General features: G+C 64.9%; 21 protein-coding genes. 11 read left to right on the plus strand and 10 right to left on the minus strand.

The features are described 5' to 3' along the window. The first annotated feature begins 16 nt into the window (after positions 1 to 16). Entirely contained in the window at positions 17 to 1,780 is a 1,764-nt protein-coding gene (gene lpdA / locus E1956_RS17485) for a dihydrolipoyl dehydrogenase (RefSeq protein ID WP_134751386.1), read from the plus strand. A 47-nt stretch (positions 1,781 to 1,827) separates the two neighbouring features. Here lpdA and E1956_RS17490 read toward each other — a convergent pair whose 3' ends face one another. Continuing rightward, positions 1,828 to 2,463, minus strand: coding sequence for a LysE family translocator (locus tag E1956_RS17490; protein WP_134751388.1), 636 nt, complete (start codon positions 2,461 to 2,463; stop codon positions 1,828 to 1,830). Between the two features lie 209 nt (positions 2,464 to 2,672). Then, positions 2,673 to 3,407, minus strand: a complete 735-nt coding sequence (locus E1956_RS17495) for a CerR family C-terminal domain-containing protein (RefSeq protein ID WP_134751390.1) — start codon at positions 3,405 to 3,407, stop codon at positions 2,673 to 2,675. Positions 3,408 to 3,510: 103 nt separating this feature from the next. Between E1956_RS17495 and E1956_RS17500 the strand changes: the two genes are divergently transcribed. Genes E1956_RS17500 through E1956_RS17510 form a run of 3 tightly spaced genes read left to right on the plus strand, consistent with a single transcriptional unit; the run spans position 3,511 to position 7,732 of the window. Beyond that, entirely contained in the window at positions 3,511 to 4,659 is a 1,149-nt protein-coding gene (locus E1956_RS17500) for an HlyD family secretion protein (RefSeq protein WP_134751392.1), read from the plus strand. Further along, entirely contained in the window at positions 4,652 to 6,247 is a 1,596-nt protein-coding gene (locus tag E1956_RS17505; RefSeq protein ID WP_418789288.1) for an MDR family MFS transporter, read from the plus strand. The genes E1956_RS17500 and E1956_RS17505 overlap by 8 nt, the downstream gene beginning before the upstream one ends. 18 nt (positions 6,248 to 6,265) lie before the next feature. Then, the gene (locus E1956_RS17510) at positions 6,266 to 7,732 is read left to right on the plus strand and encodes an efflux transporter outer membrane subunit (protein WP_134751394.1); all 1,467 of its coding nucleotides are present in this window, start codon (positions 6,266 to 6,268) and stop codon (positions 7,730 to 7,732) included. A 77-nt stretch (positions 7,733 to 7,809) separates the two neighbouring features. Here the strand turns inward: E1956_RS17510 and E1956_RS17515 are convergent, their stop codons facing one another. Next, the gene (locus E1956_RS17515; protein ID WP_134751396.1) at positions 7,810 to 8,343 is read right to left on the minus strand and encodes a cytochrome b; all 534 of its coding nucleotides are present in this window, start codon (positions 8,341 to 8,343) and stop codon (positions 7,810 to 7,812) included. After that, entirely contained in the window at positions 8,340 to 9,392 is a 1,053-nt protein-coding gene (locus E1956_RS17520; RefSeq protein WP_134751398.1) for a catalase family peroxidase, read from the minus strand. The genes E1956_RS17515 and E1956_RS17520 overlap by 4 nt, the downstream gene beginning before the upstream one ends. A gap of 247 nt (positions 9,393 to 9,639) precedes the next feature. On the opposite strand from E1956_RS17520, the gene E1956_RS17525 reads away from it, so the two are divergent. Continuing rightward, positions 9,640 to 10,038, plus strand: coding sequence for a GFA family protein (locus E1956_RS17525; RefSeq protein WP_134751400.1), 399 nt, complete (start codon positions 9,640 to 9,642; stop codon positions 10,036 to 10,038). Between the two features lie 55 nt (positions 10,039 to 10,093). Here E1956_RS17525 and E1956_RS17530 read toward each other — a convergent pair whose 3' ends face one another. The 3 genes from E1956_RS17530 to E1956_RS17540 all read right to left on the minus strand — a co-directional run bounded on the left by E1956_RS17530 (position 10,094) and on the right by E1956_RS17540 (position 14,515). Beyond that, complete coding sequence (locus E1956_RS17530; RefSeq protein ID WP_134751402.1) at positions 10,094 to 11,536, minus strand: NAD-dependent succinate-semialdehyde dehydrogenase; 1,443 nt, start codon at positions 11,534 to 11,536, stop codon at positions 10,094 to 10,096. A 235-nt stretch (positions 11,537 to 11,771) separates the two neighbouring features. Next, the gene (locus tag E1956_RS17535) at positions 11,772 to 13,916 is read right to left on the minus strand and encodes a phosphocholine-specific phospholipase C (protein WP_134751404.1); all 2,145 of its coding nucleotides are present in this window, start codon (positions 13,914 to 13,916) and stop codon (positions 11,772 to 11,774) included. Between the two features lie 71 nt (positions 13,917 to 13,987). Beyond that, positions 13,988 to 14,515 (minus strand): hypothetical protein, encoded by a 528-nt coding sequence (locus E1956_RS17540; protein ID WP_134751406.1) that lies wholly within the window; start codon positions 14,513 to 14,515, stop codon positions 13,988 to 13,990. Positions 14,516 to 14,702: 187 nt separating this feature from the next. On the opposite strand from E1956_RS17540, the gene E1956_RS17545 reads away from it, so the two are divergent. The 3 genes from E1956_RS17545 to E1956_RS17555 all read left to right on the plus strand — a co-directional run bounded on the left by E1956_RS17545 (position 14,703) and on the right by E1956_RS17555 (position 16,936). After that, positions 14,703 to 15,338 carry a Crp/Fnr family transcriptional regulator gene (locus E1956_RS17545; protein WP_134751408.1) on the plus strand — a complete coding sequence of 212 codons (636 nt, stop codon included), beginning with the start codon at positions 14,703 to 14,705 and terminating at the stop codon, positions 15,336 to 15,338. 93 nt (positions 15,339 to 15,431) lie between these two features. Beyond that, positions 15,432 to 15,845, plus strand: coding sequence for a RidA family protein (locus tag E1956_RS17550; protein ID WP_134751410.1), 414 nt, complete (start codon positions 15,432 to 15,434; stop codon positions 15,843 to 15,845). A 59-nt stretch (positions 15,846 to 15,904) separates the two neighbouring features. After that, a complete protein-coding gene (locus E1956_RS17555) occupies positions 15,905 to 16,936 on the plus strand; it encodes a 4-hydroxyphenylpyruvate dioxygenase family protein (RefSeq protein WP_134751412.1) in 1,032 nt (343 codons plus the stop codon). 64 nt (positions 16,937 to 17,000) lie between these two features. Here the strand turns inward: E1956_RS17555 and E1956_RS17560 are convergent, their stop codons facing one another. After that, a complete protein-coding gene (locus E1956_RS17560; protein ID WP_134751414.1) occupies positions 17,001 to 17,351 on the minus strand; it encodes a DUF1330 domain-containing protein in 351 nt (116 codons plus the stop codon). Between the two features lie 492 nt (positions 17,352 to 17,843). On the opposite strand from E1956_RS17560, the gene E1956_RS17565 reads away from it, so the two are divergent. After that, complete coding sequence (locus E1956_RS17565) at positions 17,844 to 18,065, plus strand: hypothetical protein (protein WP_134751416.1); 222 nt, start codon at positions 17,844 to 17,846, stop codon at positions 18,063 to 18,065. A gap of 42 nt (positions 18,066 to 18,107) precedes the next feature. Here the strand turns inward: E1956_RS17565 and E1956_RS17570 are convergent, their stop codons facing one another. Then, positions 18,108 to 20,255, minus strand: a complete 2,148-nt coding sequence (locus E1956_RS17570) for a tetratricopeptide repeat protein (protein ID WP_134751418.1) — start codon at positions 20,253 to 20,255, stop codon at positions 18,108 to 18,110. A 304-nt stretch (positions 20,256 to 20,559) separates the two neighbouring features. On the opposite strand from E1956_RS17570, the gene E1956_RS17575 reads away from it, so the two are divergent. Next, complete coding sequence (locus E1956_RS17575) at positions 20,560 to 21,555, plus strand: aldo/keto reductase (RefSeq protein WP_134751420.1); 996 nt, start codon at positions 20,560 to 20,562, stop codon at positions 21,553 to 21,555. A gap of 758 nt (positions 21,556 to 22,313) precedes the next feature. On the opposite strand, the gene E1956_RS17580 is transcribed toward E1956_RS17575, so the two are convergent. Further along, on the minus strand, positions 22,314 to 23,372 hold the full coding sequence (locus E1956_RS17580; protein ID WP_418789289.1) for an alcohol dehydrogenase: 1,059 nt from the start codon (positions 23,370 to 23,372) through the stop codon (positions 22,314 to 22,316). A 284-nt stretch (positions 23,373 to 23,656) separates the two neighbouring features. Between E1956_RS17580 and E1956_RS17585 the strand changes: the two genes are divergently transcribed. Next, positions 23,657 to 24,073, plus strand: coding sequence for a MarR family winged helix-turn-helix transcriptional regulator (locus E1956_RS17585; RefSeq protein WP_134754542.1), 417 nt, complete (start codon positions 23,657 to 23,659; stop codon positions 24,071 to 24,073). The last annotated feature ends 116 nt before the right edge of the window (positions 24,074 to 24,189 follow it).

Raw genomic sequence — 24,189 nt, forward strand, 5'->3', positions numbered from 1 at the left:
GTCCGAGGAATCATCGATGGCAAAGACAGAGGTCAAGGTACCGCAGCTTTCCGAATCGGTTACCGAAGCGACACTTCTCGCATGGAAAAAGCAGCCCGGCGATGCCGTCGCGCAGGACGAGATTCTGATCGAACTGGAGACCGACAAGGTCGTGCTCGAGGTCCCGGCACCCGCCGCCGGCGTTCTGGCCGCGACCTTGCACAACCAGGGTGATACCGTCCATGCCGACGACATCATCGCCATCATCGATACCGAGGCCGCCCCGCACGCGCCCGCTCAGCCGGCTAGCGCTGCCCCTGCGCCTCAGGCTCCCGCGCCCGCGCCCGCTCCCGTGGCTCAGCCGGATTCGCAGCGCGCGGACTTCGATGTGATCGTCATCGGTTCGGGCCCTGGCGGCTATATCGCGGCCATACGCGCGGCGCAGCTGGGCAGGTCCGTCGCTTGCGTCGAGCAGTGGAAGAACCCGGCCGGCAAGCCCAAGCTGGGTGGAACGTGCCTGAATGTCGGCTGTATTCCGTCGAAGGCGTTGCTCGCTTCCTCTGAGGAGTACGAAAAGACCCTGCACCATTTGAGCGATCATGGCATCGGTGTTGAGCGCGTCACGCTCGATGTGCGCAAGATGGTGGGACGCAAAGAAGCCATTGTCGAAAAGATTACCGGTGGCGTCGAGTTCCTGTTTCGCAAGAACAAGATCACGTGGCTCAAGGGCCATGGCAAGCTCGCGGGCAAGGCGGGCGAACTGATACGCGTTGGCGTGAGCGGGGACGCAGAAAGCGCCACCTACACGGCGAAGGACGTCATCATTGCGACGGGCTCCAACGCACGTCATTTGCCGGGCGTTGCCGTGGATAACCAGATTGTCTGCGACAACGAGGGCGCGCTGGCGTTCGATTCGGTGCCGGCGCGGCTGGCCGTGATCGGTGCCGGCGTGATCGGGCTTGAATTGGGATCAGTCTGGCGGCGCCTGGGTGCTGACGTCACCTTGCTGGAAATGCTGCCGGTTTTTCTGGCGGCGGCGGACGAGTCCATCACGAAAGAGGCCGCGAAGCAGTTCGCCAAACAAGGCCTCAAGATCATACTTGGCGCCTCGATCGGCGAGGTCAAGACGCATGCCGACGGCGTCTCGATCGCCTGGACGGACAAGGACGGCGTTCAGCAGGTGCTCGAAGCCGACCGCTTGATCGTATCGATCGGGCGAGTGCCGAACACCCACGATCTCGGACTCGATTCGGTCGGCCTGACGGTCGATCAAAGAGGCTTCATTCCCGTGAATGACCATTGCGCGACCAGCGTGCCGCACGTCTACGCGATCGGCGACGTCGTGCGCGGCCCCATGCTCGCCCACAAGGCCGAGGACGAAGGCGTGATGGTGGCGGAGATCATCGACGGACAGAAGCCGCATATCGACTACAACTGCATTCCGTGGGTCATCTATACGGAGCCGGAAATAGCCTGGGTCGGCAAGACCGAGCAGCAGTTGAAGGCGGAGGGTCGCGAGGTGAAGGTGGGGCAATTCCCCATGATGGCCAACGGCCGGGCCCTGGGGATCGGGCGGACCGAAGGCTTCGTCAAGATGATTGCCGATGCCCGGACAGATGAACTATTGGGTGTCCATATCATTTCCGCGAATGCCTCGGACCTCATTGCGGAAGCCGTGGTGGCGCTCGAATTCAAGGCGTCGTCGGAAGATATCGGCATGATCTCGCACCCGCATCCGTCACTTTCCGAAGTGATGCGGGAAGCGGCGCTCGCCGTTCAAAAGCGCGCACTCAACATCTAGGGCACGGAAAAGGATGCCGTGCCCATGGATGGACCGTGCGGCGCGGCTTAGAGCCCGCGGTGCCCCGCGCTGAAAATCAGCCGCAAACCGAGTGCGGTGATCGCGCCGGCTGCAATGCGGTCGATCCAGCGCTTCGCGCGCAGATAGAGATCGCGCGGACGCTGGCTCGAAAAGCAGAGCGCGACCACGGTGTACCAGCCGGTTTCGATCGCGAATACGAGCGGCGGCAGCGCGAAATAGCACCAGAGCGGCGGATGCTGCGGGAGCAGGGCCACGAAGATGCTGCCGTAGGCCACCGCCGTCTTCGGATTGCTCAATTGCGTCGTCAGGCCGGTCCAGAACGACTTGCCCGGCCGGGCGCCGTCCATCTCGCTCTGGCTCATCGTCACCGGGTGGCCCGCGCCGCGCCAGATGCGCGTGGCAATGTAGAGGAGATAGAGGCCGCCTGCGATCTTGAGTCCGGCGTAGAGCCATGCGACGGTGGAGAGCAGCGTATAGAGGCCCGCGAGCGCAATGCCCGCGAAGCAGATCGCGCCGATGCCCATTCCGAAAGCCGTGGCGACGCCGTCGCGGCGCGACAGGCCGATTGCGTTGCGCGCGACCATCACGAAGCTGGGGCCTGGGCTCATGGCGCCCAGCAGGACGGCGGCGAGAATGCTGAGGACGGCTGTGGTGGGGGACATGGCGGCACCGGTTGCGCGAGGAACGAATTTTTAACACTAGCACGCGCACGGGCTGACCGCACGGGTCAGTTGGAGGCGCTGGAGCGCAAAAGTGTGTGAGGCGGCCCGAAGTTTCGGAAGCGCTTCAAAACGCCGGTGCGTTCCATCATCGGAAACGTGCGCCGCCATCGCGCCGGCATTCAGCCACATTCATCCACATTCGGGCGCATTCAGCCGCCCTGCGCCGGCCGTTCCCCCTTCGCGTCGCGCTCGCGGCTCCAGTGCTCGAGCAGCACACGGGTTTGCTCGCCGATGTTGGCCTTGAGGAACTCAGCCTTTTCCGCGTCGATATCCTTCCACTCGAGCATCGTGAGCGTCGATCGGCGCGCGACATAGAAGAGCAGAAACTGCCCGTAAAGGCTGAACATGCGCACGATGGTGAGCGGGTCGTCGGCGCTCAGGCCTGTGATGCGGGCCAGCAGCGCCGTGTTCACCTTGTTCAGCGGCATGCGCACGCGCTCGCGCAGCACTTCGGTGCCAATCTCGGGCTCGCCGCCGCCTTGCTCGCGTGCGAAGAACAGGCGCTGGTCCGGCTCGCAGTGCTTCACGAAGGTGCGATCGGCCACGATGCGCTGGATGTCGATGAACGCGTCGATGAGCGCGGCGGTTTCGGCGTTGCGTTCGAGCGCTGCGCGCGCGCGCAGTACGGCGGGCTCGAAGGCTTGCCACGAGGCGTCGGCGAGCGACTCGGCGCACGCGCGGTAGAGCCCTTCCTTGTTCTCGAAGTAGTACTGCAACGCAGGCGCGTTGACGCCGGCGCGTGCCGCGATGTCCCGCGTCGAGGCGCCCTCGAAGCCGTGCTGCCCGAACAGGCTGATGGCGGCTTCGATGATCTTGCGGCGTGTTTCGTCGCCGCGCGCATAGCCGCCCGCCGGGGGGCGGCGCAGTCGTTTCGGTTCGTTCATAAATTTCCGGTTTGCGCCCTCGCTCCAAGAAATATATCACTTGACACAATTTTTCCGAATGGAATAATTTTGCCAACTGGAACAATTCTGGATTTGGCCAAACATGTCTACGACTGCAGGCGCAGCTGAGCGCGAGGCGCCGAGCGACGCCGTCACGCCTGGGAAATACGGGAAAACACGCGGTGCGAAGCGCACCGTGCTGGTGGGTCTCGGGCTCGCGGCGCTCGTTGCCGCCGGTGTTTGGGGTGGGCATTGGTGGCTCGTGGGGCGCTTCATCGAGAGCACCGACGACGCCTACTTGCAGGCGGACAGCGTGACGATCGCGCCGAAGGTGAGCGGCTATGTCACCGACGTCTACGTGGCCGACAACCAGGCGGTCAAGGCCGGCGATCCGCTCGTGAAGCTCGACGCGCGCCAATATCAGGTCGCGCTCGACCAGTCCAACGCGACCGTCGACGCGCGCAACGCGGACATCCAGCATGCCGAGGCGCAGATCGCGCAGCAGCACGCCAACATCGCTCAGAGCCAGGCGCAGCAGGAAGTGGCGCGCGTGAGCCTGCGCCACGCGCAGGACGAGGTCGCGCGCTATGCGCCGCTCGCGGCGACGGGCGCGGAAACGGCCGAACGTCTCGCGGAACTGAAGAGCACGCGTGATCAAGCCCAGGCCACGCTGGCCGCGGATACGGCCGCCGTGGAAGCGGCGCGCTCGCAGATTGCCGCGCTCACCGCGCAGCTCGCGCAGGCTCGCGCCCAACTCGAGGCGGCGCGCGCCAATGCGGCGCAGTCGCAACTCGACCTGGACAACTCGGTGGTGAGGAGCGCGCTGGCGGGCCGCGTGGGCGACCGCACGGTGCGGGTGGGCCAGTACGTGCAGCCCGGCACGCGCATGCTCACCGTGGTGCCCGTGCAGAAGACCTACCTCACGGCGAATTTCAAGGAAACGCAGATCGGCCGCATGCGCGTGGGCCAACCGGTCGAGATGCATGTGGACGCGCTGCCGGGCCATACGCTGCATGGCGTGGTGGACAGCTTCTCGCCGGGCACGGGCGCGCAATTCGCGCTGCTGCCGCCCGAGAACGCCACCGGCAACTTCACGAAGATCGTGCAGCGCGTGCCGGTGCGCATCCGTCTCGACACCGGTCCCGAAACGCGCAGCGTGCTGCTGCCGGGCATGTCGGTGACCGTGGACGTGGACACGCGCTCCGCGCGCGACGACGATCGCCGTATCGACGCCGAGAACCATCGTGGCTGAACACGCCAGCGCACAAGGGGGCGGAGCGCATCCGCACGGCGAGCGCGCGAGCGCAGCCGACTGGGTCGCCGTGGCGGCGGGCGCGCTGGGTGCGCTGATGGCGACGCTCGACATCTCGATCACGAACTCGGCGCTGCCGCAGATTCAAGGCGAGATCGGCGCGACCGGCACCGAGGGCACATGGATCTCCACGGGCTATCTGATGTCCGAGATCGTGATGATTCCGCTTGCGGCATGGCTCACGCGGGTATTCGGACTGCGAAATTTTCTGCTCGCCAATTCCGCGCTGTTCATCGGCTTTTCGATGATGTGCGGCTGGTCGAACTCGCTTGGCGTGATGATCGCGGGGCGCATCGGCCAGGGCTTCACGGGCGGCGCCATGATTCCCACCGGGCAGACCATCATCCGCACGCGCCTGCCGCTCTCGCAGTTGCCGATCGGCATGACGGTGTTCGGCCTCATCGTGCTGCTCGGTCCGCTGCTCGGCCCGGTCGTGGGCGGCTGGCTCGCGGAGAACATCAGCTGGAGCTGGTGCTTCTTCATCAACCTGCCGGTCTGTCTTGCGCTCATCACGCTGCTGCTCGTTGGCCTCAAGCCCGATCGTCCGCATTGGGAGGCCTTTTTCAAGGCCGACTGGCTCGGCATCGTCGGCCTGGCCGTCGGTCTGAGCTCGCTCACCGTGGTGCTAGAAGAAGGGCAGCGCGAGCGCTGGTTCGAGTCGGACATGATCGTCGCGCTCACATGGGTGACGCTCGCGGGCATGGCGCTTATCGCAGCTTCGCAGTTCACGGCGAAAAAGCCGATCCTGCGCCTCTCGCTCATGCGCAATCCGCGCTACGCGAGTGTGATCGTGATCGTGTTCGCGGTGGGGGCAGGGCTTTACGGCATTTCCTATTTGCTGCCGCAGTTCTTGAGCCTCGTCGCGGGCTATAACGCGGAGCAGTCGGGTGCGATCATGCTGCTGTCGGGCCTGCCCGCATTCCTCATGATGCCGGTGCTGCCGCGCCTGCTCGGCCAGGTGGACTTTCGCGTGCTGGTGGTGAGCGGGCTGCTGTTGTTCACATTGAGCTGCATGCTCGACATTTCGCTCACCGCACAGAGCGTGGGCCATGATTTCGTCTGGTCGCAACTCGTGCGCGGCGCGGCCCAGATGCTGGCGATGATGCCGCTCAATCAGGCCTCGATGGCAGCGGTCGCGCGCGAAGATTCCGGCGACGCGGCAGGGCTCTACAACATGGCGCGCAATCTGGGCGGCTCGGTGGGGCTCGCGATCATCGGCACGCTCATCGACCGGCGCGAGACCTACCATACGGCGGTGCTGCGCGAGTCGCTCAGTGCCAACTCGCTGATCGGGCAGGAACGCGTGGCAGCGGGCGCGGCGAACTGGTTCGCGCAGACGGGTGATATGGCTTACTCGCAGATGCGCTCGCTGGGCCAGATCGCGGTGCAGATCCAGCAGCAATCGCTGGTTATCACGTTCTCCGAAACATTCTGGGTGCTCGGCATCGCGCTGGCGGCATGCGTGCCGCTTGCACTCCTGCTCAAGAAACCGCAGCCCGGCGCACAGACGCCGTCCGCCGGTCACTGACGCTTTCACTCCTGACTCATGACCGCACTTCGCTCTTCCCGATCCGCAATCGCGCCGCTCACCGTGCTGGCTGCCGCCTGTGCGCTCGCGGCCTGCACCGTGGGCCCCGACTATCGCGGCGCACCGGCGGTCGCGCCGGAGGCGGCCAGCGCCGCAACCTTCGTTCGCACGCCGGCGCAAGGCGTGACGCCCGAGCGCGCGCCCAGCGAATGGTGGCTGGCGTTCGATGACCCGCAGTTGAATGCGCTGGTGGCCGCGGCTTTTGCCCACAATCCCGATCTGCGGGCGGCTCAGGCGCGGCTGCGTGAATCGCGCGCGCAATTGCAGCAGCAACAGGCCGCCGAGATGCCCAAGATCTCGGCCAGCGCCGCCGCGCCGCGTATGCGCGAGCCCAATCTCAACGCGTTCTCGCAGGAGCCGGGCAGCTCGGGGTCGGGGCGCGGCCCGCTGCAGTTCTACACGGCGGGCTTCGACGCTTCGTGGGAAATCGATCTGTTCGGCGGCACGCGCCGGGCGGTCGAGGCGGCGAGCGATGAAGCCGATGCCGTTCAGGCCGATCTCGCCGATGCGCAAGTCTCGCTCGCTGCCGAAGTGACGCAGGCCTATATCGATCTGCGCGACGAACAGCAGCGCCTCGCGATTGCGCAACGCAACGCCGACCTGCAGCAACAGATGCTGACGCTGACCGAGCAGCGTCGCGCCGGCGGAACGGCGGCAGAGGTGGATGTCGAGCGGCTGACGACCCAGGTCGAGACCACGCGCTCGACACTCGCGCCGCTCGCGGCACAGGTGGAGATGTCGCTCGACCAGCTGGCCGTGCTGACCGGCAAGGCGCCCGGCGCGCTCGATGCCGAACTGGCCGCGCCACGTGCGCTGCCGGCGCTGCCTGCATCGGTGCCGGTGAGCGACCCCGCGACGATGCTCGCGCAGCGGCCCGACATTCGCGCGGCCGAGCGCCGGCTCGCGTCGAGCAACGCGCAAATCGGCGAGCATGTGGCCGACTTTCTGCCCAAGCTCACGCTGTTCGGCGATCTGGGCTTCACGGCGGCGGACCCGGGGCACCTGCTGCGCAAGAACAATTTCAGCTGGGTAGGCGTGCCGTATCTGCAGTGGAATGTCTTCGACTTCGGCCGCACGCTCGGCGCCGTGCATGGCGCCGAGGCCGCGCGCGACGAAGCAGAGGCACGCTACGAAAAGGCGGTGCTTGCCGCGCTGCAAGACGCGAACGGCGCGCTCTCACGCTATGGCTACCAGCGCGTGCATCTGGTGACGCTGCAAAAGGTGCAGGATTCCGCGCAGCGCTCGGCTACGTTGATGCGTCAGCGCTATCGCGCCGGCGCGTCGAGCCTCGTCGACCTGCTCGATACGCAGCGCTCCGAATTCCTCGCGCAGCAAGACGTGATTTCGGGGCAGGCCCAGTTGCTCAAGGACTTTGTTTCGCTTCAGAAAAGCTTGGGCCTCGGCTGGCGCAGCACCGCAAGTTGAGCGGGGCGGCGCCACGCCATCCTGGCCAAATCCCCGTTCGCGCCGGTGCGTGAGGCATGGGGTCATGAGTTCACGCGCTATCCGCGCGCCATGCTGGCGAACACACCGTCGCGGCGAATGAGCGCGTGAAAGAGCGCCGCCGCGACGTGCAGCAGGATCGTCGCGTACAGCGCCATCGCCAGCCACGTATGCGCCGCGCGCAGCCATGCGTACAGCACGACGCTGTGCGGCGCGATGGGCGGCAGGTGCACGCCGCCGGCCAGCACGATGGGATACCCACCGGCCGAGAGCATCGACCAGCCGATCAGCGGCATGGCGATCATGAGCAGATAGAGCACAAGGTGCGAGCCATGCGCCGCCAGGCGCTGCACCGCCGGCATGTCGGCGGGCAGTTTCGGCGCGCCGTACAGGAGGCGTACGGCGAGGCGCACGATCACGAGCACGAGCAGCGCGATGCCTAGCGGACGATGCAGCGCGAGCAAGGTATTGTGCAGCCGAGAAACGGTCGAGACCATGCCCACCCCGACAAATAGCATGGTGACGATCAGGACTGCCATGGACCAGTGCAGGAGCCGGGAAAGGGCACTGAAATGCGAGCGAGGGGTCTTCATGGTTGCGCATTTTCCTGTGAGCGCGCGGCTTCTTCATGCGTGCGCCGGTTGAACGAGACCGAATAGGCGGCCGAGCGTGCAGCGAGCAGTGGATCGTCGGAAGGCTTCAGGCCGTCGGGCAGGATAGTCGGATCGTAGTTGACGTCGCGGCATGCGCCTTCGCGTTGCGGCGTCGCCTGACGCAGCACCAGCGTGCCCGCGTCGATCTGCTCGCGTCCGTCCGGCCATTGCAGCGTGGCATCGTTGGTGGGGTCGCCGGGTGCGGCCACCGTCAGCACGAGGTGCCAGCGCAACGGGCCTTGTGCGAGCCGCGCGTCGAGATCGTCGGCGAGGAAATTCGGGTCGGCTTTCTGGGCAGACGTTTCAGGCTCGAACGGCGTTTGCGGCACCACCTGCCAGCGGACGGCACGCGTGTTGCCGTTCGCATCGGTGGCAATGAACGCATTGATGCCGTAGAAGGCCGTATTCGCGAAACTGGACGCAGGCGGGTGTGCCTTGAGCCATTGACGGAACGGCAGGGTTTCCGGATTGGCGCGGAAGAACGCGTCGAGCTTGGCGGGGTCCGGCTTGCCGGTCGCGGGGTCGGGCTTCGAGGCCACGAGCTGCTGGTAGAACTGATTCGGGGTGCGAACGACGAACACGGGCGTGGAATTCATGCCGGTGCGCCATTGCTCTCCGTCTTTCAACTGAAACAGCAGCGCCATGCTGCGCACGGGGGTGCTGGCGTCGGGCGCGGACGGATTGCTCCCTGGAATCGCGAAGCGCCCGATAACGGGCGTGTCGCCCGGCGCGAACACGGCGGCGCGCGACACGCGCGCACCATTGCCGTTGCTCTCGAACGTGCCTTCCACGCAGAGCCCCTTGGCATGATTGCGCCGGTAGCCGGGGTGCACGCCATAGTTCGATTCGAAGGTATTCACGATGTGAGGGGCAGTCACGCGCGTCGGCGAGATCCAGCCGGCGGTCCACGCAAAGGCGGCGCAGGCGCAGGCTGTCGCTGCCGCAATGGCCGCGAGCCGGCACGGCACGCAGATGGTGGTGCGGGTCATGGCTCGCCCCCCAATTGCATGCGTTCGTGCGGCCAGGGAAAAACAGCGGAAAGCGCTACGCGGTCGCGCGGGCGCGATGGGCATATCAGTGCGCGATGAGGCATGATCGGTCCTGTAGAAGGGCTTTGAGGCCGTTGTGGGTGTCAACAGGACGAGCAGGCGATCTATTCCATTCGAATTTGCGCGCGCAGGATGGAATGGGTGTAAGGCGATTGCAAGTCGCCAGAAACAGAACTGGGAGGGCGCGATGCTGACTGGCGGCTGCTTATGCGGAAAGATCCGCTATGAAATTTCAGGCGAAGCAATCGGCAATACGGTGTGTCATTGTGCGGATTGCCGGCGCGCGTCCGGGGCGCCTCTGGTCGGCTGGATGAGCGTCGCACGTGCGGCGTTCAGATTCGTTGCGGGCGCACCGAAGACGTATGCGTCGAGCGCGCATGTGGAGCGCAGTTTTTGCCCCGATTGCGGTACGCCGCTCATTTATCGCAACGCGGCGTTTGCCGATGAGGTCGATGTGGCCACCGGCACGCTCGATAACCCGGACGAGGCGCCGCCCGAGCACCACACCTGGACGTCGCAGCAGCTCGCGTGGATTCGACTGGCTGATGGATTGCCGCGATATCCGCGCGGCTATCCGGAGACGTAACGCATGCAACCCAAGCGCCGCGCGCGGAAACCCCCACGCGCAGCGCGTTGGCCAATCAACGATGCTCGGTGACGAACTTCGTCACGAGATACGCTTCCATCGCCTCGGTGCCGCCTTCGGAGCCGTAGCCCGAATCCTTCACGCCGCCGAACGGCACTTCGGGCAGGGCGAGGCCGTGGTGGTTGATGGACAGCATGCCCGTTTCGATGTCTTCCGAGAGCGCCGCCGAAGTCGCGCTCGAGCGCGTATAGGCATACGCGGCGAGGCCGTAGGGCAGACGGTTCGCTTCGGCCACCGCATCTTCATAGCGCGAGAAGCGCGCAACGGGCGCGAGCGGGCCGAACGGCTCTTCGTTCATGATGCGCGCGGAGAGCGGCACGTCGGTCAGCACCGTGGGGGCGAAGAAGTAGCCTTCGCGGCCTACGCGCTCGCCGCCAGTCAGGACCTTCGCGCCGTGCTCGCGCGCGTCGGCCACGAGGCGCTCCATCGCGGCGAGGCGGCGGTCGTTCGCGAGCGGCCCCATCTGCACGCCTTCGGTCAGGCCGTTGCCCACCTTGATCGCCTTGGTGGCCGCCACGAAGTGCTCGAGGAACTCGTCGTAGGCGGCGTCTTCGATCATGAAGCGCGTGGGCGAAATGCACACCTGGCCCGCGTTGCGGAACTTGGCGCCGGCGAGCAGCTTCGCGGCGCGCGGAATGTCCGCATCGGCGAACACGATGGCGGGCGCATGGCCGCCGAGCTCCATCGTCGCGCGCTTCATGTGCTCGCCGGCCTTCGAGGCGAGCAGCTTGCCCACTGGCGTCGAGCCCGTGAACGAGATCTTGCGGATGGCCGGGTGCGCGATCAGGTAGGACGACACTTCCGAAGGCACGCCGAACACGAGGTTGAGCGCGCCCTGGGGCAGGCCTGCGTCGACGAACACCTGCACCAGCGCCGCGCAGCTCGCGGGCGTTTCTTCCGGTCCCTTCAGCACGACGGTGCAGCCCGACGCGAGCGCGGCGGACACCTTGCGCACGGCCTGATTGAGCGGGAAGTTCCAGGGCGTGAAGCAGGCGACCGGGCCCACCGGCTCGCGCGTGACGATCTGGCGGACCGCGTCCGTGCGCGAGGGCACCACGCGGCCATAGGTGCGGCGGCCTTCTTCGGCGAACCAGTCGATGACGTCGGCGCCCGCGAGCGTTTCGCCCTTCGCTTCGGCAAGCGGCTTGCCTTGCTCGCGCGTCATGATCGCGGCGATCTCGCAGGCGCGCTCGCGCAGCAGGTCGGCGGCGCGGCGCATCAGCTTGCTGCGCTCGAGCGGCGAGACCTTGCGCCATGCGCTGAAGGCGCGCGCGGCGGCCTCGGCGGCGTCCGAGAGGTCTTGCTCGCTGGCGAGGCTCAGGCGTCCGATCTCCGCCTCGGTGGCGGGGTCGACCACGGCAATCGTCTTCGCGCCGGCGCGCCATGCGCCGTCGACGTAAATCTGGGTATCCGGATAGGGCTTCACGCTGGAACTCATGATGGGACGATCCTCTTCAACGGTGCAACGGTGGGGAAGCGGGCGCCGCGCGCGGCAACGCGTGGGGCGCCGTGGCCGGGAAAATGCCGGAAAGCTTTCTATTCTGCCACCGCTTCTCAGGTTCTGCTGGCGCGCCAAATGCGCAGGGCCTTCGAGGAGGTCGAAGGCCCTGGCGGTTAGCCCCTGTATTGAGTCCCTGTATTCAGGGGCGGTTCTGGCGTTGCCGCCGCGCGTGTCAGCTCAGTTGCGTCACGGGCGCGACCGCGGCCGGATCGCTGATGCTCGGCTTGCCGTTCTCGACGTGGCCCGCGTAGCGGCGCGCGAAGGTCGTGTCGTCGCGGCTCGTGACCGTGAGGTCGTACCAGTGGTGGCTCGCGGCCAGCACCCAGGGCTCCTCGATGTGCGCGCCAGCCGGCACCACCAGCAGGCGCTCGCGTGCGCCATAGGCGTTGTCCGTCACCGTGAGGCGCGCGATGCCGCCGCCCGTGTTCGTGAACTTCAGGAACAGGTTGCCGTTCGCCACGTCGTAATGCGCCGCGACTTCGGGCTGCGGCGTGCCGCCTTTAACTCCATGGCCTTGCTGGGCAGCCGTAGCGGTGCTGACGGTGCCGGAGAAGCGGCGCACGAAGCCGTTCGGGCCGTACACCTCGAACGCGTAGACGCCGTTGGTCACGCTCAGGTCCCACGTGTCGTCGAGCGACTTGCCCGCTTCCACGGTGTAGCGCCACGGGCCGTCGCTGCGGTTCGTGCCGTACACGTAGAAGTGCGCGCCCTGGCGGCCCTTGTTCGCGAACGTGATCGAGAGCGCGTTCTTCGCCGTGTCGACTTGGGCGTTCACATGCAATTCGTACGGCAAGGCACGCGCGTAGCGCACGCCAGGCTCCTGCGGGTCGATTGGGCCCGGCGTGGCCGGCACGGTCGGCGCGGGGTTCGCGGAGCACTGGTTGTTCGCGAGCGTCATGTAGTTGCTCGTGTCCGGCAGCGTCGGCATGCTCGCGTCGGGCGTGCGGAAGTCAAAGGCCGTCATGAGGTCGCCGCACACCGCACGGCGCCACGCCGTGATGTTCGGCTCGTGCACGCCGAAGCGCGCCTCGATGAAGCGAATCACCGAGGTATGATCGAACACCTGCGAGCAGACGAAGCCGCCCTTGCTCCAGGGCGAGACGATCGTCATCGGCACGCGCGGCCCGAGGCCGTAGGGCAGGCCGTCGGCCGTGTACTTGCCGCCGCGCCCCGGATTCACGACGTTATGGATCTCGCCGTCCACGCTCACGGTCGACTTGCCCTGCGCCGGCGTGGTGGCCGGCTGCGGCGGCACCACGTGATCGAAGAAGCCGTCGTTCTCGTCGTACATGATGAAGAGCACGGTCTTGCTCCATACTTCGGGGTTCGAAGTAAGGGCGTCGAGAATCTGCGAGGTGTATTCGGCGCCGTAAGCGGGCGTGTATTTCGGATGCTCGGAGAATGCGGCCGGCGGCAGCAGCCACGAGACTTGCGGCAGCTTGTTCGCGAGCACGTCGTTCTTGAGGTCGGCGATCGTGCGAACGGTCTGCGCACGTTGATAGAGCGCCGAGCCCGGCTGCGCGTTGATGAAGTTGGCGAAGTTCTGCAGGATGTTGGTGCCGTAGTTGCCGTTCAGAGGGTCGCTGCCGTTCGTGCCCTGCTGGTAGATCTGCCACGAGATGCCGGCGGCCTGCAGGCGCTCGGGGTAGGTCGTCCACGAGAGCAACTGGTAGGTGGGCGGCACGTCGCCGTCCACATAGTCGTTGTTGTCGAGCAGCGGGCCGCCCATCGTGCCCGTCGGGTCGACCATGCCCGTCATGAGGTACGAGCGGTTCGGGTGCGTGGGTCCCGGCAGCGAACAGAAGTAGTTGTCGCAGACGGTGAATGCATCGGCCAGCGCGTAGTGGAACGGAATGTCCGCGCGCAGGTAATACCCCATCGTCATGTCGGTCTTGTACTGCGGCCACTGGTTGTACGCGCCATTGTTGATCGCGTAGTGGGTGGGGTACCACGAGTGATCGAGGTCGCCCACGCATTGCGCGCTCGTGGTCTGCGTGTCGAGGTGGAACGGCAGCACGGGCTTCGTCGCGTCTTCTTTCGAGGGCTGATACCAGACCGGCTGGCCGCCAGGCAGCGGAATCGGCAGGCGGTCGTTATAGCCGCGCACGCCGCGCAGGTGGCCGAGGTAGTGGTCGAAGGAGCGGTTTTCCTGCATGAACACCACGATGTGCTCGACATCGCGGATCGAGCCGGTGCGCGAGAACGCCGGAATGGCGAGCGCATTGCGGATCGATTCGGGCAATACGGTCATCGCCGCGGCGGCGGCGCCCGAGGAAGCAACGGTCTGCAAGAAACGGCGACGGCTGGTTGACGTCATTGTGGTTCACCTTTCTGCTTGTCGATGGGGTGAGTGTGCATACGCACAGACATAGGCACACTGCGGGTGGATTACTGACTCGTCGTTGCGGTGCTGCTGGAATGGTTGCCGGTGCTCGACGGTGGGTCGTCCCCGGGCGCGTAGCTCATGACGGGTGCGACTTGTTCGCTATCGGCCGCGAGACTTGCCTGCACGCTCGCTACCGGGCTGCTGGCGAAATCGGCGGCGTTTGCAGCGCTGGCGCCGTTTAGGGCCGATGCGCCAAAGCCGTTGGCCACGGTGTCCGTCGAGGCCATAGCCGGCGGCAGTGGCGCGTCTACATCCTGCGCTTGCGTCGCGGCGTTGGAACGCGCTTGCGCGTTTGTGACGGCAGCTTGCGATGTCGCGCTGCTGCCCGGGCCGCATGCAGCAAGCATGATGGTTGCCAGCACAACGGCTGTCGTGCTGGCCAGTGACTGCGCGAAAGGGCGTGTTTGCATGTGCGCTTCCGTTCTCGTGATAGGGGCGAGAGAATGGGTCGGCGCACAGTTTCGCCAGTATCGAAGAAAGAATTGTGAAAGCAGTGAAAACGTTTGCGCGCGATGAATATTCTTTTGCAAACGTTTTTTCCGTGAATGCGATCTGCCGCGGAAATCCTGAACAGAAACGAGTGCTAGTGTTTCGGAGCAATCTTCCCGATGCTTTCGTATTGCTTTCTATGACGTGGGAAAATCGGGTGCGCCACGCGCAAACAGGAAGGGGACAAGTTTGAGCAAGAGTGCTTTGACGACGACGGAAACCTGGCACATGGACGACGCCACAGCAGGCGTGTGGATTCGTGCTGCTCATCTCGGCCGGAAGATCAAGGTCGAGAAGGGCGCCACGATCTACCGTCAGGGCGAGCTTGGCTTCACGTTCTACTTCCTGCTGTCGGGCCGCATCCAGGTTTCAATCTTCCAGAGTGACGGCACCGAGTTCATGCTCGAGATGATGGGGCCGTGGGCGATGTTCGGCGAGTCCCCAGCCATGGATGGCTTGCCTCGCATCGCGACGGCCATCGCAGCGGAGCGTTCAGAGCTTATAGAGTTCGATATCAGGGTGATTACCGGAGCGATTCCGTCCAACCCTGAGCTTGCCATTTCTCTCATGCGTATCGTCGCGATCAAGCAGCGAATTCTCGCCTCGCGCATTCAATACCTTGCGCTTCCGAAACCAGAAATGCGAATCGGGGAGTTACTGGGCAGGCTGACGGAGTTGTACGGGGAAAAGCGCGAGGACGGTACGCTCATACCCATTCCCCTGACTCACGAGCAAATCGCCGCAATGACAGGTGCGACCCGTGTCACAGTCACGCGCGCCCTGAAGCGGCTGACGACACTCGGGGCGATTGAATTGCGTCAGCGGCGTATCTGGGTGCTGGACCGTTCGAAACTTTTCGGCTGATTTGGTAACTCGCTATACAGACGGCGGTCTGGTCGGTCACGTAGAGTGGGGCACGCTGGGTTCACACCTTTCCACCACGATTGAAGGACTGCCATGAGCCAAATCGAGCGCCTGCGTCTTCCTGAGGACGACGCCACTTTCGGAAGCAACCGCATTTTCGACCTGTTCCAGTATTCGCCCGCCGTAACGGCCAACGGGCTGGTCTTCATCGCCGGTCAAATCGGTCTGCGTGCCGACGGGACAATTCCGCAAGACCCGAAAGAGCAAATCGATGTCGCGTTCAGGCGCATCGAGGCTGTGCTCGAGCATTTGGGTCTCGACTTTACGGATGTCGTCGAGCTGGTTACGTACCACGTCGATGTCGGTTCTCAACTGGCGGTGTTCCGCGAAGTGAAGGAGCGCTATATCCGTTCGGATTTTCCAGCGTGGACCATTCTCGGCATCGCTGCGCTTGCGCGTCCCGAGCTCATCGTCGAAATCAAGGTCGTCGCCGCGACGCGCAACTGAGCGAGTCCGCGCCGCGTGGCTGATTTCTCTTCATATATTCAGGAATGCTATTTAATAAAATGAGCACGCAAGTCAAAACGGATGGATTCGCCTTTGTCGAATTCGTTTCATCACGCCCGATGGAACTCGTCGAGCGCTTCGAACACCTTGGGTTCCGTCTCCGTGGCAAATCGAAGACCGGTGTGTGGCTGATGACGCAAGGCGCAGCCGTGTTCCTCGTCAACGGGAACCCGAACGCGTTCGAGCAAAAGCATGGTCCGTCGGTGCGCGCAATCGGCATTCGCGTCGACAACGCGAGGCGGGCCCACGAGCAGGCACTGGCCGGCGGCGCGCTTGCGGCCCTGGCCGATGTCGAAGGCGAGTTCGTCGTCGACGCGCCGGCGATTCTGGGCATCGGCGCGAGCCTCGTCTACTTCGTCGACACCGATTTCATGGCGGACTTTTCGCTGCCCGTCGAAGCGCGCAATACGCCGGAGGGCGACGCCAGCATTCTGGCCGTCGACCATACGTCGAACATCGTCCATCCCGAGAACCTGGACAAGTGGGCGAACTTCTATCGCGATACGTTTGGTTTCGCGGAGAAGCAATATCTCGAGGTCAAGGGCCACTTGTCCGGCATGCGGGCTCGTTCGATGGTGAGCGCCTGTGGCCGCGTGTCGATTCCGGTAGCGGCCGCTGCGCACGACCAACCCGGCGTTCTCAACCAGAACGACGAGTTTATCCGCGACTATGGCGGCGAGGGGATCCAGCATATCGCGCTGCTGACGTCCGACATCGAGGACACGATACGCAAGCTCAGCGCCGCAGGCATTGAATTCATGACTGCGCCGTCACAGCACTACTACGACGGCCTGGATGCGCGTCTCCCAGGACACGGCCTTGACGTCAAGCGCCTCGCGCAAAGCGGTCTCCTGGTCGACGGCAAGGGGCCGCGCAAGCTGCTGCTGCAGCGCTTTACCAGGCGCCAGATTGGGCCGGTGTTCTTCGAAATCATCGAACGGCGCGGCGAAGATGGCTTTGGAGAGGGCAATTTCAAAGCCCTGTTCGAGTCGCAGGAGCAGGACCAGCAACAACGCGGCACGCTTGGATGACCGTAACGCGGGCGCTTGCCCCCCATTGCCTACTACAAGTACGCGTGGCGATGGCAACACCGGTTCACACCGTCCTGGCCGCAGGCACGGCAACGCCTTCGAGCACATCGGTGGCGCGATGCGGCTGCGCGACTTTGTCGATCAAGAACACATCGCCGCTCGCGTGCCGCGTGCGCAGCGGCAGGATGGTTTGATAGGCCGGTGAGTCGTACCAGGCGCGTGCGCGCTCGTGGTCGTCGAACTCGATGACGATCAGATTGCCCCTGAACTTTCCTTCGAGCCGTTCCACGGGGCCGCCATGGATGATGAAGCGGCCGCCGAACGGCGCGAGCGTGGCGTCGATCTTCTCCAGATATTCGACGATGTCGGCGCAAAGATCGGTTTGATGCAGATGGGCGATGGCGTAGGTCGTCATGGTTATCCTCGCGGGCACATGGGAATGGGTGTGAACCGGTAACGAGGATAGGGCGGGAAGGGAGCTGAATCGATTACCTGCGAGGTAAAGCCAGTGCAGCGCGCCTTGTTTGCGCCGGCATTCATCATTCAAAGTGCTAGCGCTTTTGCCGATGAAAAGTTAGTAAACATTAAATAAAAAGCGTAATGTAACGGTAAGAAAAAGCCGCGAATTGCCCGAATTTCAACGAATGAACATGGCCCCACAAAAAACGCTTGCAAATGCCTAGGGAAAACCCTAGAATCAATTCGTCTCCTCCATGTCTCCTCCTGATATGGATTCAGCCCGCCCAATCAGGCGGGCTTTTTCTTTTCTGGCGCCACAAAAAGCGTATTGCGCTTGGCCGGTCAGAACCTGTCCCCATCTGCTTGCCGCAGGGCATCGAGAGTAAAATTGTCTGATCGGCGTCCCGGTCGGGATGCTCAAGCGCTCAAAGCGACTCTCAACGCCCCAATGAAACCGTCTCCCACGGAAGAGAAGAAAAAGCGCAAGCCGCCGCCCACCTGGCTGCTGAATACCCTGACTGCGCTCGTGGGGATTCTCACGCTCGCGCTCGGCATTGGCTGGCTGATCCGCAGCTGGGTTGTCGATCGCGAGATGCCTTACTTCGCGATTCCGCTCGTGCTTTGCGTGCCGGTGATCGCTGCCGTCGCATTCCGCAACATGTGGGACTGAATCCGGCTCTGGCGTGCCCGCGCTTTTCGCGCGCGCCGGGCCTTACCGGCTGAATCGCTCCACACACGCCTGCCGTACGCGCTCGATCGGCGCGCTCCACGTTTCGTCCACTGCCTGCCGAAAGAGCCGCACCGTTTGCGGATACCACGGCGAATCCTCGCGCACGTGGAGCCAGCGCCAGTCCACATCGCGGCCCGGCAGCATCACCCAGCAGGGCGTGCCGAGCGAGGCGGCCAGATGGGCCGTCGAGGTGTCCACGCAGATCAGCAGATCGAGCTGCGCGACGATGGCAGCCGTGTCCACGAAATCGCCAATCTCGGTGCCGAGGTGCAGGATCGGCTGCGGCGCGTCGGCGCCCGCGTGCTGCGCCGCTTGCGCTTCGTCTTCTCCCGCGCCTTTTTGCAGGCTCACGAACTTCAGCCCCGGCACGCTCCAGATCGGCGCGAGCGCCGCGAGCGAGGGAACCGAGCGATGCTGGTCGTTGTGATGCTTCGGATTGCCCTTCCACACGAGCCCGATGCGCGGGCCGTCGCCCAGCGTGTCGAGCCGCGCGGCCCACTTGCGCACGAGCGCGGGGTCGGCAGCGAAGCAGGTTGGCGGCGGCGTCGTGTCGATGGTCGTGGCGAGGCGCAGCGGCATGCTCAGCGGGCTCGCCCAGTAGTCGAACTGAGCGGCGCGCGCGGTGGCTTCGGCGTGGGTGTAGACGGCGTCGATGCCTTCGACGTCCGCGAGCACGCGGTGCAGGGCATCGACGCAGCCGAACGCAACATGCGCCGCGCCTTGCGCTTTGATGAGGCGTGCGTAGCGGGCGAACTGCAGCATGTCGCCGAGGCCGTCTTCCTGCCAGAGCAGCAGCGACTTTCCGGCGAGCGGCTCGCCTTGCCAATGCGCGCAGCTCAACATTGCGCGCGAAGCGAAATGCACGAAGCCGGTGTTTTCGTAGCGCCGCTCATAGAGTCGCCAGCCTTCCTCGTAGCGGCCCATCGTGATGAGCAGCGTGGCGAGGCGAAACACGGCGTCGCCGTAATCGGGCGAGAGCGCGATCGCGCGGCGGTATGCGGCCTCGGCTTCCTCCAGCGCGCCCAGCTCCTTCAATACGCCGCCCAGGTTGAAATGGGCCTGCGCGATATCGGCATTGCTGGCGAGCGCCGCGCGAAGCGTCTCGAGCGCTTCGGGCAGGCGACCCAGCATGCCGAGCATGCAGCCGAGATTGTTGAGCGCTTCCGCGCGCGTGGGGGCGAGCCGCAGGGCTGTGCGGTAGGCTGCTTCGGCTTCGGGGTAGCGTTCGAGTTGCTGCAGCGTCACGCCCAGGTTGTAGTGCGCGTCGACGTGGTCGGGGCGCAGCGCGAGCGCTTGCCGGTAGAACAGCTCGGCTTCGGGCTGGCGCTTGAGGTCCGTGAGCACGCAGCCCAGGTTATTGAGCGCTTCGACGTAGTCCGGCCGGATCTTGATCGCGAGACGGCACGCCAGCTCCGCTTCCATCAGTCTGCCGAGCGACTTGAGGAGCGAGCCGTAATTGTTCAGCGCCTCGGGGTATTGCGGCTCGGCGAGCAGCGCCTGGCGCCAGGCCTCCTCGGCCTCGTCGATGCGTCCGAGCTCGCGCAGCAGGGTGCCGAGATTGTTGTGCGCGCGAGCATAGTGCGGGTTGACCGCGAGCGCGGCGCGGTAGGCCGCTTCGGCTTCATCGCGGCGGCCCGCCTCGTGCAGGACGATGCCGAGGTTGTATTGGGCGTCAACGTGCCCAGGCTGGCCCGCGAGCGCCATGCGATACGCGAGCTCGGCTTCCTGCGCGCGCCCGAGGCGATGCAGCACGATGCCGAGATTGCTGTGCGCGTCCGCGTGCGCGGGGTCCACGGCGAGCAGGCGCTGCCAGAGCGTTTCGGCGGCGGCCCACTGGCCGAGCGCCGTGAGCATCGCCGCGAGGCCGTGCCAGGCGTCCACGAACCCGGGCTTCGCGTCGATGCAGCGTTGCCAGAGTGCCTGCGCCGCGTCGGTCTTGCCCGTGCCCAGCGCGCAGAGCGCGGCCAGATGGAGCGAGTCGGCGAGGGCTGCGTCGTCCGCGCGCGCGTGCGTGCCGACAAGCGGCGCGAGCACGGCGAACGCCTCGGCGAAGCGGCCTTGCGCGCTGAGCGCGCTCGCTTCCTGCTGGCGGTCGGAGTGGATGGGCGCGTCGGAGGTCGTCGAGGTCACGGTGGGGCGGGCGAAATAAAGGACGCTACGAGCTTACGACACGGCGCGGGCGGACAACGGCGCGATTAGAGCCTGCCGAGCCCGCCTATTCGGGTGATCGGCCCTTCAGCAACATTACCGGGCGGTGACGGGTGCGCCGCGCCTTGCGCGATCCTCATCGAATTCCCGCATTGCATTATCGTAAGGCGCTGCTGCCGCGCCCGGCAGGTTCGGCGCGAGCGCGCTATGCTTCGCAGCATCGCGCGCCTCTGAGGCGCGCTGAGCGCAACGCAATGCAACGCACCGCCAGAAAGAGGAGCATTCGATGCAATACCGCCGTTTTGGCCATACTGGCCTGACTGTTTCGCGTCTGTGCCTCGGCACGATGACCTTCGGCTTGCAGACCGAAGAGGACGTGTCCCGTCTCATTCTCGACAAGGCCGCCAACGCCGGCATCAACTTCATCGACACCGCCGATGTCTATCCGCTCGGCGGCGGCGAAACGCACGCCGGGCGCACCGAGGAGATTGTCGGGCGCTGGCTCAAGGGGCGGCGCGAGCGCTTCATCGTGGCGACCAAGGCTGTGGGCAAGGTCGGGCCGTCGCCGTGGGATCAGGGTGCGTCGCGCAAGCATCTGCTCGATGCGATCGACGCCTCGCTGCGGCGCTTGGGCACCGACTATGTCGATCTTTATCAGCTGCATTCCGACGACCAGAGCACGCCGCTCGATGAAACGCTCGAGGCGCTCGATACGATCGTGCGTGCGGGCAAGGCGCGCTATATCGGCGTGTCGAACTTCCTTGCTTACCGGCTCGCACGCGCGCTTGGCCGTGCGGATGTGTTGCGCGTGGCGCGCTTTGTATCGGTGCAGCCGCGTTACAACCTGCTGTTTCGGCAGATTGAGCGCGAACTGCTGCCGCTCGCGGGTGAAGAGGGGCTTGCGGTGATTCCGTATAACCCGCTTGCGGGTGGGCTCTTGACCGGCAAGTATCGCGAGGATAGCGCGCCTGCTGAAGGGCGTTTTACGCAGAGCGTGGGCGTGGCTGGGAAGATGTATCACGATCGTTATTGGCACGCGCGTGAGTTCGAGACCATCGAGACGCTGCGGGGCATCGTTGGGGAGGCTGGGCAGTCGATTACTACCGCGTCGATCGCGTGGGTGCTGGCTAATCCGCTCGTGACTTCTGCACTTATTGGGGCTAGCAAGCCGGAGCAGCTCGATGCGTCGATCGCGGCCGCCGATCTCGAGATCGATCCCGCGCTGAAGGCGCGGTTGGATGAAGCGAGCGCCGCCTATCGGCTTGGGGATGCCGCTCGGTGAGCACGGCTTTGCTCGGGCGCGCCTTTTGGCGCGGGTTTTTGTTTTGGCCTTAACTTGTATTCGCGGCGGGCCGCAAGCGTTGCCCCTGTGCGGGGCGGCACCTACTTTTCTTTGCCGCGGCAAAGAAAAGTAGGCAAAAGAAAGCCGCTCAAACCGCCAGTGTGACGCAGTCCACCACTGCCCTGTCTATCGGAGCGGCTCCGGAGCGTCTGCCATCACGGGACGTATATCGGAGTGACTAAGGGCTCATCCATCCGGCGGCGCTACGCGCGCCGTGGGGCATAGCCAAAACCAGTGGGATACACCTGTTTTCGTAGGACTCCAGCGTATTCGATCAGCGGCACGCCCACGCATTCGCCAGCCAGCACGCCCGTGCATTCTCCAGTTAGCACCCCAACGCATTCACCGGTTAGCACCGCCCTGCATTTACCGAGTGGCGCCCCTAGCGCAATCGCCGGCCAGCCCGCGCGGTTTTGCTTGCAGACCCCGCCGCCCGCGCGTAGCGCGTGGCGGGAAGTATGAGTCCTTTGTCACTTAGGTGGAGTGCGCGAGGTGACGGATGCCCCGGAGCCGCTCCGATAATAAGGGCAGTGGTGGACGGCGTCACACTAGCGGTGTGAGCCGCTTTCTTTTGCCTACTTTTCTTTGCGGCTGCAAAGAAAAGTAGGTGCCGCCCCGCACAGGGGCAACGCCTGCATCCCGTATGCAAAACAAGGAACCGCGAAGGGAAACCGCGCGAGAAAATCGCGCCTCGCCTCTTAAGGCACCATCACTTGTCGCCCGACAACCCTACCTTGCGCCAGCGCCTCGAGCGCCTCATTAATCTCACCGAGCGGCCGGCTCAACACCGGCGATGCCTGCATCTTACCCTCACGCATCAGCGCGACAAGCTCACGCAACTCGGGCAGCGTGCCCACATAACTACCTTCAATCCTGAGCGGCCGCATAGGAATAATCGGCAACGAGAGCGTGATATCACCGCCCATCAATCCAACCACCACTACATGCCCGCCGCGCGCGCACGCATCGATCGCAAGCTTCACAGTGGGCGTCGCGCCCACGAGATCGAGCACGGCACGGGCGCCGCCGCCCGTGGCCTTGACGACCTGCTCGACGGCATCGGGTGCGCGCGCATCGATGGCAGCAACCGCGCCTTCCTTTAGCGCGGCCTCGCGCTTGGCGGCATCCACGTCCACCACGATGGCGCCTTTCGCGCCCAGCGCCTTGAGCACCTCGATGGCCATCATGCCAAGGCCGCCCGCGCCGATGATCACAACCGGATCCTCATGGATGCGCGCACCGAACTTCTTGATCGCCGAAAACGTGGTGACGCCCGCGCACGCGAGCGGCGCGGCCTTCACGGGGTCGAGGCCGCCGAGTTCGACCAGATAGCGCGGATGCGGCACGATCACATAGTCGGCAAAGCCGCCGTCGCGCATCACGCCCAGCGATTGCGGCTTCGTGCAAATGTTTTCCTCGCCGCGCAGGCACGCCGCGCACTGCCCGCAGCCAATCCACGGATGCACGACCGCCATCGTGCCGGCCCTCGCGTCGCCGGCCTCGGGGCCCGCCGCGACCACTTCACCGCAGATCTCATGGCTCAGCGTGAGCGGCAGCTTGATGCCGCGGTCGGCGAGCGAGAGCTTCTTGCCGCCGCCCAGGTCGTAGTAGCCCTCCCAGATGTGCAGGTCCGAATGGCAAAGTCCCGCAGCCTTCACGCGCACGAGCACTTCGGTGCCCTTCGGTTGCGGCGTGTCGCGCTGCACGAGTTCGAGCGGCTGGCCGTGGTGGGTCACGCAATAACAACGCATCTGCATCGATGTCTCCGTTGGAGTGGTGTGGAGCGGTGAGGCGATGTCGATTCGCTCACATCATAACGGATACGCGAAAAATCCGTACGCTCGTTTGTTTTTCGACGGGGCGACCATCTGGCTTGCCTGGCCGGGGAGTAATAAATTCGCACTACCGATAAATCACCTGACGAGGAAGCGCGGCAGCCGAACATGAAGGTCGTATAGGAAGACTTCGAAAAGCGCTTGAATCAGGGCCTTATCGTGTCGAGTTGGTTGCATAGCTAACGACAACGGGGTATCCTGTGGCCATGTTCGATCAGTGTCTTTACTTCAACACGTCGGCGCTCGCACGCCGGCTCGAACGCGAGTGGTCCGAGGCGTTCGAGCCTTTTGGTCTCACGCCGCCGCAAGGTTTCATGCTGCGCGCGGTGCTCGAGCGGCCCGGTTCGCTGCAGCGTGAGCTGGCGGATCTGCTGTCCATCGCGCGGCCCACGGCCACGCGCGTGCTCGACGGGCTCGAGGCGCGCGGCTATGTGGCGCGTCAGCGTACCGTCGGCGACCAGCGCGAGGTGGCGTTCGTGCCCACGCCGCAAGCCACGGCGATACGCGAGCCGCTCAATCACGCGAGCGCGCAGGTCACGGGCCGCATCAAGCGCTCGCTGGGCGGCGAGGCGTTCGTGGACACCGTGAGCCGGCTGCGCACGGTGCGCGCGACGCTAGGCTAACGCCTGTTGCGGGTGTGAGCGGGCGCAGAGCCGCGGTTGCGGCGGGATACACACGCGGGTAGCACGCGGGGCAGACGCGCCGTCGCTTCGCGCATTATGAGTTTTGGAGTTTCATC

The sequence above is a fragment of the Paraburkholderia pallida genome, from assembly GCF_004524855.1.
Classification (GTDB): Bacteria; Pseudomonadota; Gammaproteobacteria; order Burkholderiales; family Burkholderiaceae; genus Paraburkholderia; species Paraburkholderia oxyphila.

What these genes read in the sequence shown, in the direction of transcription:
- E1956_RS17510 (WP_134751394.1), top strand. Translation starts at nt 6,266, where the DNA reads ATGACCGCACTTCGCTCTTCCCGATCCGCAATCGCGCCGCTCACCGTG.
- E1956_RS17545 (WP_134751408.1), top strand. Translation starts at nt 14,703, where the DNA reads ATGGACGACGCCACAGCAGGCGTGTGGATTCGTGCTGCTCATCTCGGC.
- E1956_RS17560 (WP_134751414.1), bottom strand. Translation starts at nt 17,351, where the DNA reads ATGACGACCTACGCCATCGCCCATCTGCATCAAACCGATCTTTGCGCC.
- E1956_RS17580 (WP_418789289.1), bottom strand. Translation starts at nt 23,372, where the DNA reads ATGCAGATGCGTTGTTATTGCGTGACCCACCACGGCCAGCCGCTCGAA.
- E1956_RS17515 (WP_134751396.1), bottom strand. Translation starts at nt 8,343, where the DNA reads ATGAAGACCCCTCGCTCGCATTTCAGTGCCCTTTCCCGGCTCCTGCAC.
- E1956_RS17525 (WP_134751400.1), top strand. Translation starts at nt 9,640, where the DNA reads ATGCTGACTGGCGGCTGCTTATGCGGAAAGATCCGCTATGAAATTTCA.
- E1956_RS17490 (WP_134751388.1), bottom strand. Translation starts at nt 2,463, where the DNA reads ATGTCCCCCACCACAGCCGTCCTCAGCATTCTCGCCGCCGTCCTGCTG.
- E1956_RS17550 (WP_134751410.1), top strand. Translation starts at nt 15,432, where the DNA reads ATGAGCCAAATCGAGCGCCTGCGTCTTCCTGAGGACGACGCCACTTTC.
- E1956_RS17575 (WP_134751420.1), top strand. Translation starts at nt 20,560, where the DNA reads ATGCAATACCGCCGTTTTGGCCATACTGGCCTGACTGTTTCGCGTCTG.
- lpdA (WP_134751386.1), top strand. Translation starts at nt 17, where the DNA reads ATGGCAAAGACAGAGGTCAAGGTACCGCAGCTTTCCGAATCGGTTACC.
- E1956_RS17555 (WP_134751412.1), top strand. Translation starts at nt 15,905, where the DNA reads ATGAGCACGCAAGTCAAAACGGATGGATTCGCCTTTGTCGAATTCGTT.
- E1956_RS17520 (WP_134751398.1), bottom strand. Translation starts at nt 9,392, where the DNA reads ATGACCCGCACCACCATCTGCGTGCCGTGCCGGCTCGCGGCCATTGCG.
- E1956_RS17495 (WP_134751390.1), bottom strand. Translation starts at nt 3,407, where the DNA reads ATGAACGAACCGAAACGACTGCGCCGCCCCCCGGCGGGCGGCTATGCG.
- E1956_RS17500 (WP_134751392.1), top strand. Translation starts at nt 3,511, where the DNA reads ATGTCTACGACTGCAGGCGCAGCTGAGCGCGAGGCGCCGAGCGACGCC.
- E1956_RS17535 (WP_134751404.1), bottom strand. Translation starts at nt 13,916, where the DNA reads ATGACGTCAACCAGCCGTCGCCGTTTCTTGCAGACCGTTGCTTCCTCG.
- E1956_RS17585 (WP_134754542.1), top strand. Translation starts at nt 23,657, where the DNA reads ATGTTCGATCAGTGTCTTTACTTCAACACGTCGGCGCTCGCACGCCGG.
- E1956_RS17530 (WP_134751402.1), bottom strand. Translation starts at nt 11,536, where the DNA reads ATGAGTTCCAGCGTGAAGCCCTATCCGGATACCCAGATTTACGTCGAC.
- E1956_RS17565 (WP_134751416.1), top strand. Translation starts at nt 17,844, where the DNA reads ATGAAACCGTCTCCCACGGAAGAGAAGAAAAAGCGCAAGCCGCCGCCC.